General features: G+C 64.8%; 14 protein-coding genes and 1 tRNA gene. 6 read left to right on the top strand and 9 right to left on the bottom strand.

Annotation, left to right across the window (positions count from 1 at the left end):
• Positions 1 to 39 precede the first annotated feature (39 nt).
• Positions 40 to 951: a cytochrome C assembly family protein gene (locus ABIC76_RS13210; protein WP_027680339.1), complete on the bottom strand. Its 912-nt coding sequence runs from the start codon at positions 949 to 951 to the stop codon at positions 40 to 42.
• 173 nt (positions 952 to 1,124) lie between these two features.
• Here ABIC76_RS13210 and ffh point away from each other — a divergent pair, with 173 nt between their 5' ends.
• Positions 1,125 to 2,540 (top strand): signal recognition particle protein, encoded by a 1,416-nt coding sequence (gene ffh / locus ABIC76_RS13205; RefSeq protein WP_027680338.1) that lies wholly within the window; start codon positions 1,125 to 1,127, stop codon positions 2,538 to 2,540.
• A gap of 68 nt (positions 2,541 to 2,608) precedes the next feature.
• Entirely contained in the window at positions 2,609 to 3,157 is a 549-nt protein-coding gene (locus ABIC76_RS13200) for a hypoxanthine-guanine phosphoribosyltransferase (protein ID WP_012762948.1), read from the top strand.
• Positions 3,158 to 3,221: 64 nt separating this feature from the next.
• Here ABIC76_RS13200 and ABIC76_RS13195 read toward each other — a convergent pair whose 3' ends face one another.
• From ABIC76_RS13195 to ABIC76_RS13180, 4 genes are all read right to left on the bottom strand, one after another.
• Positions 3,222 to 3,815, bottom strand: coding sequence for a MarC family protein (locus ABIC76_RS13195; protein ID WP_354534252.1), 594 nt, complete (start codon positions 3,813 to 3,815; stop codon positions 3,222 to 3,224).
• A 12-nt stretch (positions 3,816 to 3,827) separates the two neighbouring features.
• Positions 3,828 to 4,694 (bottom strand): 2OG-Fe(II) oxygenase, encoded by an 867-nt coding sequence (locus ABIC76_RS13190; RefSeq protein WP_102066860.1) that lies wholly within the window; start codon positions 4,692 to 4,694, stop codon positions 3,828 to 3,830.
• Between the two features lie 65 nt (positions 4,695 to 4,759).
• A complete protein-coding gene (locus ABIC76_RS13185) occupies positions 4,760 to 5,521 on the bottom strand; it encodes a lytic transglycosylase domain-containing protein (protein ID WP_354534251.1) in 762 nt (253 codons plus the stop codon).
• A 22-nt stretch (positions 5,522 to 5,543) separates the two neighbouring features.
• Positions 5,544 to 7,268, bottom strand: coding sequence for a proline--tRNA ligase (locus tag ABIC76_RS13180; RefSeq protein ID WP_354534250.1), 1,725 nt, complete (start codon positions 7,266 to 7,268; stop codon positions 5,544 to 5,546).
• A gap of 220 nt (positions 7,269 to 7,488) precedes the next feature.
• Here ABIC76_RS13180 and ABIC76_RS13175 point away from each other — a divergent pair, with 220 nt between their 5' ends.
• The gene (locus ABIC76_RS13175) at positions 7,489 to 8,196 is read left to right on the top strand and encodes an RNA pyrophosphohydrolase (protein WP_354534247.1); all 708 of its coding nucleotides are present in this window, start codon (positions 7,489 to 7,491) and stop codon (positions 8,194 to 8,196) included.
• A gap of 5 nt (positions 8,197 to 8,201) precedes the next feature.
• Complete coding sequence (locus ABIC76_RS13170; protein WP_354534246.1) at positions 8,202 to 8,834, top strand: CNP1-like family protein; 633 nt, start codon at positions 8,202 to 8,204, stop codon at positions 8,832 to 8,834.
• Between the two features lie 94 nt (positions 8,835 to 8,928).
• On the opposite strand, the gene proB is transcribed toward ABIC76_RS13170, so the two are convergent.
• The 4 genes from proB to rplU all read right to left on the bottom strand — a co-directional run bounded on the left by proB (position 8,929) and on the right by rplU (position 11,987).
• Entirely contained in the window at positions 8,929 to 10,053 is a 1,125-nt protein-coding gene (gene proB, locus ABIC76_RS13165; protein WP_354534245.1) for a glutamate 5-kinase, read from the bottom strand.
• A gap of 33 nt (positions 10,054 to 10,086) precedes the next feature.
• The gene (obgE, locus tag ABIC76_RS13160; RefSeq protein WP_354534244.1) at positions 10,087 to 11,181 is read right to left on the bottom strand and encodes a GTPase ObgE; all 1,095 of its coding nucleotides are present in this window, start codon (positions 11,179 to 11,181) and stop codon (positions 10,087 to 10,089) included.
• Between the two features lie 196 nt (positions 11,182 to 11,377).
• Entirely contained in the window at positions 11,378 to 11,638 is a 261-nt protein-coding gene (gene rpmA / locus ABIC76_RS13155; protein WP_009241587.1) for a 50S ribosomal protein L27, read from the bottom strand.
• 37 nt (positions 11,639 to 11,675) lie between these two features.
• Positions 11,676 to 11,987 (bottom strand): 50S ribosomal protein L21, encoded by a 312-nt coding sequence (gene rplU, locus ABIC76_RS13150; RefSeq protein ID WP_004633023.1) that lies wholly within the window; start codon positions 11,985 to 11,987, stop codon positions 11,676 to 11,678.
• A gap of 333 nt (positions 11,988 to 12,320) precedes the next feature.
• Here rplU and ispB point away from each other — a divergent pair, with 333 nt between their 5' ends.
• Together ispB and ABIC76_RS13140 are read left to right on the top strand one after the other, a co-directional pair.
• Positions 12,321 to 13,250 carry an octaprenyl diphosphate synthase gene (gene ispB, locus ABIC76_RS13145; protein ID WP_050775659.1) on the top strand — a complete coding sequence of 310 codons (930 nt, stop codon included), beginning with the start codon at positions 12,321 to 12,323 and terminating at the stop codon, positions 13,248 to 13,250.
• A 26-nt stretch (positions 13,251 to 13,276) separates the two neighbouring features.
• Positions 13,277 to 13,353 (top strand) — tRNA-Pro (locus ABIC76_RS13140).
• The last annotated feature ends 108 nt before the right edge of the window (positions 13,354 to 13,461 follow it).

The raw sequence follows: 13,461 nt of genomic DNA, 5'->3' as shown, positions 1-13,461 counted from the left end.
CAGGCAGGAACAAGTAACGGCGCAGGCACCAGGATGGCGCTAGGCGCGATGCAGGATGACTTCGAGCACGAACCGGCTGCCGACGTACGCCAGCAGCAGCACCGCGAAGGCGGCCATCACCCAGCGCAGCGCCACGCGGCCGCGCCAGCCGCGGAAACGCCGACCGACCAGGATGCCGCCGAACATGGCCCATGACAACACGGCGAAGATGTTCTTGTGATCGAAATGGAAGGCGCTGTGGAACAGCTGTTCGGAGAACAGCACGCCCGACGCGATCGTCAGCGTCAACAGGACAAACCCCGCGCCGATCAGGCGGAACAGGAGTTTTTCGAGCGTCAGCAGCGGCGGCAGCAGATCCAGCCAGCGGCTGAACCAGCTTGCCTGGGCGGGGCGGTTGATGGTGTGCAGGCGGCGCTCGGCGGCCAGCATGAGGATGGCGTGGAATGCCGCCAGCGTGAACAGGCCGTAGGCGACGTTGGCGATGGCGAAGTGCAGCTTGAACAGCGCGCTGGCCGCATAGCCGAGAATCTGCGTGCCCGGAAAGGCCAAGGGCAACAGGCTGCCGACCAGCGCCACGGGCATCACCAGCAGCCCGAGGCCCGCCAGTGAAAAGAACAGGCTTTCGATCCAGAAAATGCCAACACCAAGCCAGAGCATGGCCGACAGCGCATAGGCAAAGCCGAACACCATGGCGCTGGCCGGGAAAATCGTCTCGTGCAGCAAGAGACCGTGCGCGACCAAGGCGGCCAGCAAGCCCCAACGCCACCAGCTCGGGACGGTATCGGCGGCGCCCGGAGGCGGCGGCACGAGCACCGTGGAGCCGGGCAACTGACCACCCGCCGCCATGGCTCCCGCTGCGGCCTGGGTACCCAACCCACCGCGTCGCGCCCACGCTACCGAAGCGAGGATGCCGTAGAGAAGCGCCGTCAGCGCATACAGTACAATTGCCATTTGCACAGTTTACCGCAGCGCACCCCGGTTTTGGCTGGGGCCCGCCCCCGCCGAAAGCCTCGTCGGGCGGCAACGCAACATGCGCGCATTAAGCACATTCCCAGCCGGTGCGAGCCAAACGCGCGCCGGCCGTCTCTTCATCCCGTCCCCAATTCCGGATTCCTGTCACTGTCATGCTGGATAACCTGACCCAACGGCTCGCGCGCGTGGTCAAGACCATGCGCGGCGAAGCGCGCCTGACCGAAGCCAACACCGCCGAGATGCTGCGCGAAGTTCGCATGGCGCTGCTCGAAGCCGACGTGGCGCTGCCGGTCGTGCGCGAGTTCATTGCCCGCGTCAAGGAAAAGGCGCTCGGCGAAGACGTCATCACCAGCCTTTCGCCGGGCCAGGCGCTGGTCGGCATCGTGCAGCGCGAGCTGACGGCCATCATCGGCGGCCAGGAAGCGCTGGAAGGCGTCGGCAGCAACATCATGGGCGGCCGCGCGGCCGAGCTGAACCTCAACGTCACGCCGCCAGCGATCATCCTGATGGCCGGCCTGCAGGGCGCCGGCAAGACCACCACGGTGGGCAAGCTCGCCAAGTGGCTCAAAGAGAACAAGAAGAAGAAAGTGCTGACGGTGTCGTGCGACGTGTATCGCCCCGCCGCCATCGCGCAGTTGAAGACCGTTTCGGAGCAGGTCGGCGCAGACTTCTTCCCCTCGCAGCCCGACCAGAAGCCGGTCGACATTGCGGCAGCAGCCCTGGACTGGGCCAAGAAGCACTATCACGACGTGCTGATCGTCGATACGGCCGGCCGCCTCGGTATCGACGAGGCGATGATGCAGGAGATCGCCGCGCTGCACGCCCGGCTGAAGCCGGCCGAAACGCTGTTCGTGGTCGACGCGATGCTCGGCCAGGATGCCGTCAACACCGCCAAGGCGTTCAACGACACCCTGCCGCTGACCGGCGTGGTGCTGACCAAGCTCGACGGCGATGCGCGCGGTGGCGCGGCGCTGTCGGTGCGTCACATCACGGGCAAGCCGATCAAGTTCGTCGGCGTGGCCGAAAAGCTCGACGGGCTGGAGCCGTTCTACCCCGACCGCATGGCCCAGCGGATTCTGGGCATGGGCGACATCCTTGCGCTGGTGGAAGAAGCCCAGCGCGGTGTCGACATGGAAGAGGCGCAGAAGCTTGCCGCCAAGATCAAGAAGACCGGCGGCTTCGACCTCGAAGATTTCAAGGCGCAGATCGGCCAGATGAAGAAGATGGGCGGCCTGGGCAGCCTGATGGACAAGCTGCCGGCTCAGCTCGCCCAGCAGGCGCAGGGTGCCAACATGGACCAGGCCGAAAAGCAGGTCCGCCGCATGGAAGGCATCATCAACAGCATGACGGCTGCCGAGCGCGCCAAGCCCGAACTCATCAAGGCGAGCCGCAAGCGCCGCATTGCCGCGGGCGCGGGCGTGCAGGTGCAGGAAGTCAACCGTCTGCTCAACCAGTTCGAGCAGATGCAAGGCATGATGAAAAAGCTCAAAGGCGGCGGCATGATGAAGATGATGCGCGCCATGGGCGGCATGAAAGGCGGCATGAAGGGGCTGTTCGGCGGCCGCTGAGCGGGCTACCCTCCTTCCTGAATCGCACTTTTGATCGACACACCGAACCGTTTCACCGAACTGACACGATGCTGAGCGCAGAACAGGCCCGCGAACTCTGGGCCAACTCCGAAGAAATCGTCAGCGAAGACGCCGTGCGCGGCTCGCTGGACCGCATGGCCGAAGAGATCACCGAGAAGATCGGCGACACGTTCCCGATGGTGCTGTCCGTCATGGGCGGCGCGGCCGTCTTTACCGGCATGCTGCTGCCCAAGCTGGCCTTCCCGCTGGAGTTCGACTACATCCACCTCTCGCGCTACAACAACACGACGGTGGGTGGCGAGATGCAGTGGCGCGTGGCGCCGCGCGAGTCGGTCAAGGGCCGCACGGTGCTGGTGCTCGACGACATCCTCGACGAAGGCGAGACGATGGCCGCCATCCGCTCGCGCATCATCGACATGGGTGCCGCCGAGTTCTACTCCGCCGTGCTGTGCGAGAAGACGCTCAGCAAGTCCAAGCCGCTGTACCCCGACTTCTGCGGCTTCAACGTGCCTGACCGCTACGTGTTCGGCTGCGGCATGGACGCCAAGGGCTACTGGCGCAACCTGCCGACCATCCGCGCGCTCAAGAACACCTGACGCAGCGCGGCGGCAAGCAAAAGGGCGACACCTCAGTCGCCCTTTTTTGTTGCCCGCGCATGGTTCAGAGTTGATGCGCGAAGGTGCGGATGCCCTTCAGGAGCATCTCCACCGAGATCGCGACGAGGATCAGCCCCATCAGCCGCTCGAACGCCATCACCGTGCGCTCCCCCACCAGGCGCTGGATGTGCGTGGCGCTCAGCAACACCAGCGCGCACACGGCCATCGTCGCGCATAACGAGCCGACCCAGGTCCACATGCGGCCCGGCGCCTGCGACACCAGCAGCATCACCGTGGCCATCGCCGACGGCCCGGCGATGGCCGGAATCGCCAGCGGCACGATGAAGGGCTCGCCCGTGGGCTGCGACTCGGCAGCGCCTTCACGCGGAAAGATCATCCGCAGCGCGATCAGGAAGAGCACGATGCCGCCTGCAATCTGCAGCGACATGTCGGTCAGGCTCATCATGCGCAGGAAGCTCTCGCCGAAGAACATGAAGACGAGCAGCAGCACGAACGCAATGCCGACCTCGCGCAGCACGACGCGGTTGCGGCGCTCGGGAGCGACCGGCCGCAGCGCCGAGATGAAGATCGGAATGTTGCCGAGCGGATCGGTGATCAGCACCAGCAGGACGGTCGCCGAGAGAAACGTATACTCCATCGCCGACGTCGATCAGGCGCCGCGACGATAGGGACGTTCACGCAGCCATTTGGTGGCGATCCACTTCTCGCCACGCTCCACCGGCAGGCCGGCGTGCAGCGTGTCTTCATCCAGCGTGCCGTCGGGGCGCTTGTAGACGAAGAAGACGGCGTTGCCCTTGACCGGCGCCACCTCCAGCCCGAGCTTCGGAAAGCCCGTCGCCCCGCCCGCCTGCACGCTGTTGAGGTAGATGACCATGGTCGCCACGCGCTGACCGCCGACTTCGAGCTGGCGCGCCTCGCCGCTGCGGCCCGGGTTGAAGAAATCGAAGTGCGGCTGATATTCGCCGCCGGGCTGGTAGTTCAGCACCTGAAAGCCTTCGCCGTGCTCAACCGGCACGCCCACGGCCTGCGCGATGCGCGCTTCGATCTTGGCAATCAGCGGATGCTCGCCGACCTGGAACATCCCGCCCTGGCTGGTCCGGGCCGAGATCAGGTTTTCCTCGCCCGTATCCGGGTTCACGACGGGCGAACGCTTGAGGCGATTGCGCCCGATCGCGATCAGCTCGTCACACTCCTGGTCCGACAGAAAGTGCTGGAAAAGCACGATGCGCGGCGTCTCGATTGCGAACAGGATCGGAATGTCGCCATCGGCGGTATGCACGGCATTGCTGTTTTCGACCGCCTGATCGGCAGCCGGCGTCGGCGCGGGCGCCACCACGGGGGCGGGTGCGCGAGCAGTCAGCGCCTCATCGACGACACGGCGCGCGAAGGCGCGGTCATAGCCGGATTGCACCATCGAAGCCACCAGGGATTCGGCCTCGAAACCTTCGGTCACGTGACGCTGCAGCCAGTCGCGCAGCGCGTCAGACATGGTCGCGTACGGTTGGGTGGTGGACATGCGGGATGGAGATCAGGCGAGCGAGAGATGGCCCTATTGTAGGCCGACCGCCCGCCGACTGAAGATCACGAACCGCCAGCCGGACCGCCAGCAATACGCAGCGGCGAGAACGGATTGCGCGCCGGCACTTCCGGCAACGCCTTGGCACGCGGAGCGGGCACGGAAGGCTCGGCAGGCACCGGCGCCGACACCGTCATCGCACTCGACTCCTGATATTGCCAGCGCTTCCACGCAGCAAGCACGGCATTCGGATACTGCGGCTGGCCACGGCTACCGTTGTAGCGGCCCAGCGCCAAGTACAGATTGCCGCCTTCCATGTCGAGGTAATGACGCAGGATCGTGCAGCCGTAGCGCAGGTTGCTCTGCAGATGGAAGAGCTTGCGGGAGTCGTTGTCGCCGATGCTGCGCGTCCAGAACGGCATGACCTGCATCAGGCCCATCGCACCGGCGCTGCTGATGGCGTACTTGCGAAAGCCGCTTTCCACCTGGATGAGCCCGAGCACCAGCGCCGGGTCCAGGCCAGCGCGCTTGGCCTCGTAATACGCCGTCTCGATCAGTTCGACGCGTACCGACGCCTGCGGAATCTTGCCCGACATGCGCACCGACATCTCGGCCAGCCAGCGCAGGTAGCCGAGTTGCTCGTCGTTGCTGGCGAATACCGGCCGCAGCGGGCGGCTGTCGGCCACGGCGGCGGACAGCGCGCTGCGCACGGAGTCCGCCAGGTATTCCTCTTTCTGGGCGCCTGCCCACGCCGCCTGCGTGCCCGCGAGCAACGCCCCGGCGCACAGCGCAGCGGCGATCCGGCGGGCAGAGAACAAGCGGCGCATGCAGGTCGGTCCTGTTGTTGCGTTATTGCGCGAGACGCGCCTTCAGCGTGGCCAGCACGTCGGCCGGTGCTACGGCGGTCGCGGCTTCGTCGCGGCGGCCTTGGAATTCCAGCTTGCCTTCCTTGAGGCCGCGGTCGCCCACCACCACGCGGAACGGCACGCCGATCAGTTCCCAGTCGGCAAACATCGCGCCGGGACGCTCGCCTCGGTCGTCCAGCATCACGTCGATGCCGGCCGCAACGAGTTCGGCATGCAGACGGTCGGCTTCTTCTCGCACGGCGTCGGAGCGGTCGTAGCCCACGGGGCAGATCACCACCTGGAACGGCGCGATCGATGCCGGCCAGATGATCCCGCGCGCATCGTAGTTCTGCTCGATGGCCGCCCCCAGGATCCGCGTGATCCCGATACCGTAGCAGCCCATCACCATCGGCTGCGTCTTGCCGTTTTCATCGAGGAACGTCGCGTTCATCGCCTCGGAGTAGCGCGTGCCCAGCATGAAGACATGACCGACTTCGATGCCGCGGCAGATCGCCAGCGTGCCCTTGCCGTCCGGCGAGGGGTCGCCGGCCACCACGTTGCGCAGGTCGTAGACCTCGGGCTCGGGCAGGTCGCGGCCCCAGTTCACGCCAGTGAAGTGGTAATCCTCTTCGTTGGCGCCGACCACGAAATCGCTCATGGCAGCCGCCGTGCGATCGGCCACCACCTTCACGGGCAGCTTGGTGCCGATCGGGCCGAGATAGCCAGGGCGCGTGCCGAACGCGCGCAGGATTTCGCCTTCGGTGGCAAAGCGGAAGTCGGCCAGGCCGGGCACCTTCGATGCCTTGACCTCGTTGAGTTCATGGTCGCCGCGCAGCAGCAGCAGCCAGATCTGGGGCTCGCTGCCCTCGACCTCGGTGGCCAACACAATGGACTTGATCGTGCGCTGCAGCGGAATCCCCAGTTGCTCGGCAACCGCCTCGCACTTTGAGCGACCAGGCGTATGCGTCTTGGTGAGCGCCTCGGCGGCGGCACCACGCGGTGCGGCCGGAGCGACGGCTTCCGCAGCCTCGATGTTGGCGGCGTAGTCCGAATCCGGGCAATAGATGATGGCGTCTTCGCCCGTGTCGGCAATCACGTGGAATTCGTGCGAGCCCGAGCCACCGATGGCGCCGTTGTCGGCCGCCACGGCACGGAATTCCAGGCCGAAGCGCTGGAAGATGCGCGTGTAGGCGTCGTACATCTTCTGGTACGACACCTTCAGGCCTTCGGCGTCGCGGTCGAAGGAGTATGCGTCCTTCATCGTGAATTCGCGGCCGCGCATGATGCCGAAACGCGGACGGCGCTCGTCGCGGAACTTGGTCTGGATCTGGTAGAAATTGACCGGCAGCTGCTTGTACGAGCGGATTTCGGTGCGGGCGATGTCAGTCACCACCTCCTCCGACGTCGGCTGCATGACGAAGTCGCGCTCGTGGCGGTCCTTGAAGCGCAGCAGTTCGTCGCCCATCTTGTCCCAGCGGCCGGTCTCCTGCCACAGCTCGCCCGGCTGCACGACCGGCATCAGCACCTCCACCGCGCCGGCGGCATTCATTTCCTCACGCACGATCTGCTCGACCTTGCGGATCACGCGCAGACCCACGGGCATATACGTATAGAGGCCCGCGCCGAGCTTCTTGATCATGCCGGCACGCATCATCAACTTGTGCGAGACGATCTCCGCGTCAGCGGGCGCTTCCTTGAGCGTGGAAATGAAGAATTGGGACGCTTTCATGCGACTGACAATAAGGGATGACGCGGCCAACCAAAGCCGCGAGAACAAGGGCAAAAGCCACCGGAATCAGGAGATGAGACGAGGCGCCAGGCGCACATTCGCGCAATCGACACCCCTCCCCCAGGAGGCGCGAGTGAGCGGCAACATTTCGGCTTCTGTGACAGCCGAGCGACGGGCCGCTCTATAATCGGCGTAATTCTAAAGTATTCGAGGTGCAGTCATGCTCGATCGTGAAGGCTTCCGCCCGAACGTCGGCATCATCCTCATCAACGCAAGAAACGAGGTGTTCTGGGGCAAGCGCATTGGCGAGCACTCCTGGCAGTTTCCACAAGGCGGCATCAAGTACGGCGAAACGCCCGAACAAGCGATGTTCCGCGAACTGCACGAAGAAGTCGGCCTGTTGCCAGAACACGTCCGGATCGTCGGTCGCACGCGCGACTGGCTGCGGTATGAGGTGCCGGACAAGTTCATCCGCCGCGAAATACGCGGCCACTATCGGGGCCAGAAACAGATCTGGTTCCTGCTGCGCATGGTCGGTCGCGACTGCGACATCCAGCTGCGCGCCACCGAGCATCCGGAATTCGATGCGTGGCGGTGGAGCCAGTACTGGGTGCCGCTCGAGGCCGTCATCGAGTTCAAGCGCGAGGTGTATCAGCTGGCGCTGTCGGAGCTTTCGCGCTTCGTGCAGCGTCAGACCCGCGCGCCGCTCTCGCCCTATGGGCGCGGCGGCCAGCACCGCGAGCGCGACGGACGTGATGGGCGCGATAGCCGTGAACGTTCCGGCCCGGGTGGCCGTAACGAGCAGTACGCCCAGCCGGCCCTGACCGTCACCACCACCACGACGGTCATCGTCGAGACGGTGAGCGTATCCGGGCCGGCCCCCTCCTCTCCCAACCCTGACGACACGGCTTCCAAGGACAATTCGTGAATCTGATGACGACGACACGTGGAGCGCACCGCGCTCTCGTGCCGCTCGCGCTGGCGGCTGCGCTGGCGCTGACGGCATGTGGCCATAACCGCACCGGCGACCTCGAAGACCGGCTGTTGATGGACCCGTTCAACGACAAGCCCTTCAAGGAAGACGCTGTCACGTTCCCGGCCCCGCCGGTCGACCGTGATGCTGTGCCGTTCGATGTGGGCAGCCGCGATGACTCGCCACTGCGCTTTGCGATCGATCCGAAATCGGTGTCGATCGGCAAGGACAACGTGGTGCGCTACACCGTGCTGATCACCAGCAAGACCGGCGCGCGCAACGTGAACTACGAAGGCCTGCGCTGCGACACGGCGGAACGACGCATCTACGCGACATTGCGCAACGACTCCAACCAGTGGGTCGGCAACCGCGCGGTCGACATGAACGAAACGGCGAATGCCGAATCGGCAAGCATGAACGCCTACAAGCCCGCGACGGATTGGCAACGCGTTGGCAATGGCGGGCCGACGGACTATGCGTCGGCGTTGATGCGCTCGTACTTCTGCGACGTGCGGTCCGTTGCCGGCGACGGGAAAGCGTCTACGCTGGTGCGCCGTCTCGGCGGGCAGGGCGGACGTTTTTACGGGCCCTAAGCGGCGCGCACCGGCGTGCCGCATGCGCGCCCCAAACACAAAGGCCAACCTCGCGAGGTTGGCCTTTTGTTTGCATGCTCGCTGAACAGCTGGATCAGAGCAGCACCAGGTTATCCCGGTGCACCAGCTCCGCAGCGCTGACGTAGCCCAGCACCGCCTCGATCTCCGACGATGCCTTGCGTGCGATCAGCCGAGCCTCGGCCGACGAATAGTTCGTGAGCCCGCGCGCCACTTCACGGCCCGCCGCGTCCACGCAAGAAATCACCTCGCCGCGCGCGAATTCGCCCTGCACTTCCGTCACGCCGATCGGCAGCAACGACTTGCCGCCGGCCGTGAGCTTTTCCACCGCACCGGCATCCAGCACCACGCGACCGCGCAGCTGCAGGTGGTCGATCATCCACTGCTTGCGCGCCGCCATCCGCCCGGTCGGTGCGCGGAGTTGCGTGCCGATGGCCTCGCCGCTCGCCAGTCGTGCAAGCACATCAGGCTCGCGACCGGACGCGATGACGGTGTGCGCGCCCGACTTGGCCGCACGCTTGGCCGCCAGAATTTTCGTCAGCATGCCGCCCTTGCCGATGCTCGAACCGGCCCCGCCGGCCATCTGCTCAAGGTCGGGCGTGCCAGCCTGCGCCTCGTCGACAAACCGGGCGCCAGGCTCCTTGCGCGGGTCGGCCGTATACAAGCCGCGCTGGTCTGTCAGGATGATGAGCGCATCGCCTTCGATCAGGTTGGTGACGAGCGCGCCCAGCGTGTCGTTGTCGCCGAACTTGATTTCATCGGTGACGACCGTGTCGTTCTCGTTGATGATCGGCACGACACCGAGGCTCAGCAGCGTGAGCAGTGTGGAACGTGCATTGAGATAGCGCTCGCGATCGGCCAGGTCACCATGCGTGAGCAGCACCTGCGCCGTGCGAATGCTGTGCCGCGCGAACTCGGACTCGTACACCTGCGCGAGCCCCATCTGCCCGACGGCCGCGGCGGCTTGCAGCTCGTGGATTTCCTTCGGGCGCTTGGCCCAGCCCAAGCGCTGCATGCCCTCGGCGATGGCGCCGGAGCTGACCAGCACGACTTCCTTGCCCGCCCCCCGTAACGCCGCGATCTGCGCGGCCCAGCGGGCAATGGCAGCCTGGTCGAGGCCACGGCCGTCGTTGGTAACCAGGCTGGAACCGACCTTGACGACAAGGCGGCGCGCATCGGCAATCAGCGAATGCAGGGCCATGGTGGGCGTGTCTCCGAAGGATGTTTGTTGTGTTTACGTTTGATCGTCGTGGTCGACGTTGTGCAGGCTCGGGTCCAGACGCTGGTCAGGCGCGGCGGCCGCGGCATCCTCTTCGGCGCGCAGCTCGTCGAGATATTCCTGGATCGCGTGGACAAGCGCCTGCGTGCCATCGTGCGTCAACGCAGAAATGCGGTGCACCGGGCCCTTCCACTTGAAGCGCTTCACGAAGTCCTTCACGCGCGCTTCGCGTTCGTCCTCGGGCACCATGTCGAGCTTGTTGAGCACGAGCCAGCGCGGCTTGTCGAAGAGTTCAGCGTCGTATTTCTTCAGCTCGCCGACAATCGCCTTGGCTTCGGCCACCGGGTCGACGCTCTCGTCGAACGGGGCAAGATCGACCACATGCAGCAGCACGCGCGTGCGTTGCAGGTGCCGCAGGAACTGATGCCCCAGACCGGCACCTTCGGCTGCGCCCTCGATCAGGCCAGGAATGTCGGCCACCACGAACGACTTCGACGGGCCTGTCCGCACCACGCCCAGGTTCGGATGCAGCGTCGTGAACGGGTAGTCGGCAATCTTCGGGCGCGCATTGGAAATGGCGGTGATCAGCGTCGACTTGCCGGCATTCGGCATGCCGAGCAGACCCACGTCGGCCAGCACCTTCAACTCAAGGCGCAGGTTGCGGCGCTCACCGGCCTTGCCGTCGGTCTTCTGGCGCGGCGCACGGTTGGTGCTCGACTTGAAATGGATGTTGCCCCAGCCGCCTTCGCCGCCCTGCGCCAGGCACAGGCGCTGGCCGTCGACGGTCAGGTCGGCGATCAGCTCTTCCGTGTCGGCATCGTAGATGGCCGTGCCCACAGGCATGCGCAGCGTGATGTCGTCGCCTGCAGCGCCGTAGCAGTCGGCACCACGGCCGTTTTCGCCGTTGCGCGCGAGATGCTTCTTGGCAAAGCGGTAGTCGATCAGGGTGTTGATGTTGCGGTCAGCCACGGCCCACACGCTGCCGCCCCGCCCACCGTCGCCGCCGTCCGGCCCGCCGAACGGGACGAATTTCTCGCGGCGCATCGAGGCGCTGCCGTTGCCGCCGTCACCAGCGATCACTTCAATCCGGGCTTCGTCGATGAACTTCATGGAGGTCTCCGCCCGTGCGGCGTGCGCACGGCAGGTAAAAAAGAAATCGGCGCCACTCGCGCCATTGCTAACAGAACGCGCCTGGAAACACGCGCCAAGACACAGCGTACCGCCCAGGATCAAGGTCGCGTTTTGTTAGCAGCCAGAAACGAAAAAGCCCCGCACGGGTGCGGGGCCTTTCTACTACAAGGCTGAATCAGGCCGCCGGAACAACGTCGACGAACTGCTTCTTGCCTTCGCCGCGGGTGGCGAACTTCACGTGGCCATCGACCAGCGCGAAGAGGGTGTGGTCCTTGCCCATGCCCACGTTCACACCAGCGTGCGTGCGGGTGCCGCGTTGGCGAACGATGATGCCGCCAGCGTTGATGGCTTGGCCGCCGTACACCTTCACGCCCAGGCGCTTCGACTCGGAATCGCGGCCGTTCCGTGTGGAACCGCCGCCTTTTTTCTGTGCCATGACTGAACTCCTATCCGGTTACGTAGACGACCCAGCCTTAGGCCACGATCGAGTCGATACGCAACTCGGTGTAATTTTGACGATGCCCTTGGCGCTTTTGATAGTGCTTACGACGGCGCATCTTGAAGATGTGCACTTTGTCGTGACGACCGTGGGAGATGACGGTGGCTTTGACGGCAGCCCCGCTCACCAGCGGCGCGCCAACCTTGAGTTGGTCGCCGGCGCCCACTGCGAGCACCTGGTCAAGCGTGATTTCTGCGCCAACGTCCGCCGGTATCTGTTCTACTTTCAGTTTTTCGCCAGCAGCAACCTTGTATTGCTTACCGCCGGTTTTTACGACCGCGTACATTGTCGGACCTCGATAAAAGAACTAAAACGTGACTCTTGTGCCACTCGCCGCCTGCATGCGCAGACAACGGACACAGAGAACTCGCAACTATACAAGAAAACCCAAGCAAATCAAAGACTAATCGCACGAACGGGGTGCGGCGCCCGCGCAACGGCCCGCCCCGCCATGCGCGTTCCAGCCTGTCGGCTGGCAAACCCCTGCTTGCTCTATAATCTCGCGGCTTTTTGCGCAGCAACGATTGCGCGCAAGTCGACTATCAGCCACACGTTTCTGCCGGAACTCGCCTTGACCCAGACCTCCGCCTCCGTCCTGCTCGCCCCTGTCGCTGAAGACATGCGCGCCGTCGATGCCGTGATCCGCCGCCGCCTGGGCTCGGAGGTGGTGCTGATCAACCAGATCGGCGAATACATCATCAGCGCCGGCGGCAAGCGACTGCGCCCCGTGATTCTGTTGCTGGTGGCGAATGCGCTCGGTTACAAGGGCGAGCATCAGCACGAACTGGCCGCCGTGGTCGAGTTCATCCACACCGCCACGCTCCTGCACGACGACGTGGTCGACGAATCCGACCTGCGCCGCGGCCGCAAGACCGCCAACGCCGTGTTCGGCAACGCTGCGAGCGTGCTGGTGGGCGACTTCCTGTATTCGCGCGCCTTCCAGATGATGGTGCAGGCCAACAGCATGCGCATCATGCAGATCCTGGCCGACGCGACCAACATCATCTCCGAAGGCGAAGTTCTGCAGCTGCTGAACATGCACGATCCCGACGTGACGGAAGAGCGCTACCTGCAGGTCATCCGCTACAAGACCGCCAAGCTGTTCGAAGCCGCCGCGCAGATCGGCGCGGTGCTCTCGGGCGCGGACGCCGCGACCGAAGAAGCCGCGGCTGAATACGGACGCCGCATCGGCACCGCGTTCCAGATCGTCGACGACCTGCTCGACTACACGTCCACCGCCGACCAGATGGGCAAGAACGCAGGCGATGACCTGCGCGAAGGCAAACCAACGCTGCCGCTCATCCATCTGCTATCGAACGGCACGGAAGAACAGCGCGCGCTGGTGCGCCAGGCCATCGAGCAAGGCGGCACGGAACATTTCGACGCCATCTTCGCGGCCATCCAGGCTTCCGGCGCGCTGGAGTACACGCGCCAGGCCGCCGAGCGCGAAGCCGCTGCCGCCGAAGCAGCAGCAAACGCATTACCCCCTTCCCTTTTCCGTCAGACGCTGATAGACTTGTGTGCTTTCTCGCTGCAACGTCAGTCCTGACACGCACGAGATCTGCGAAGAAGCATCGGGGTGTAGCTTAGCCTGGTAGAGCGCTACGTTCGGGACGTAGAGGCCGGAGGTTCGAATCCTCTCACCCCGACCAGAAATTCCCTTGTCGATCAAGGACATCAAGCCCAGCAAATTGCTGGGCTTTTTTGTTTCTGAACGGCCATCTGAGGCAGTCTGCGTTAAGGGGCATGCGCAACGGCTG

Source organism: Ralstonia sp. 1138, from assembly GCF_040544795.1.
Taxonomy (GTDB): domain Bacteria; phylum Pseudomonadota; class Gammaproteobacteria; order Burkholderiales; family Burkholderiaceae; genus Ralstonia; species Ralstonia flatus.
Note: the sequence above shows the minus strand (reverse complement) of the source record. Positions and strands in the feature narration are given on the sequence as shown.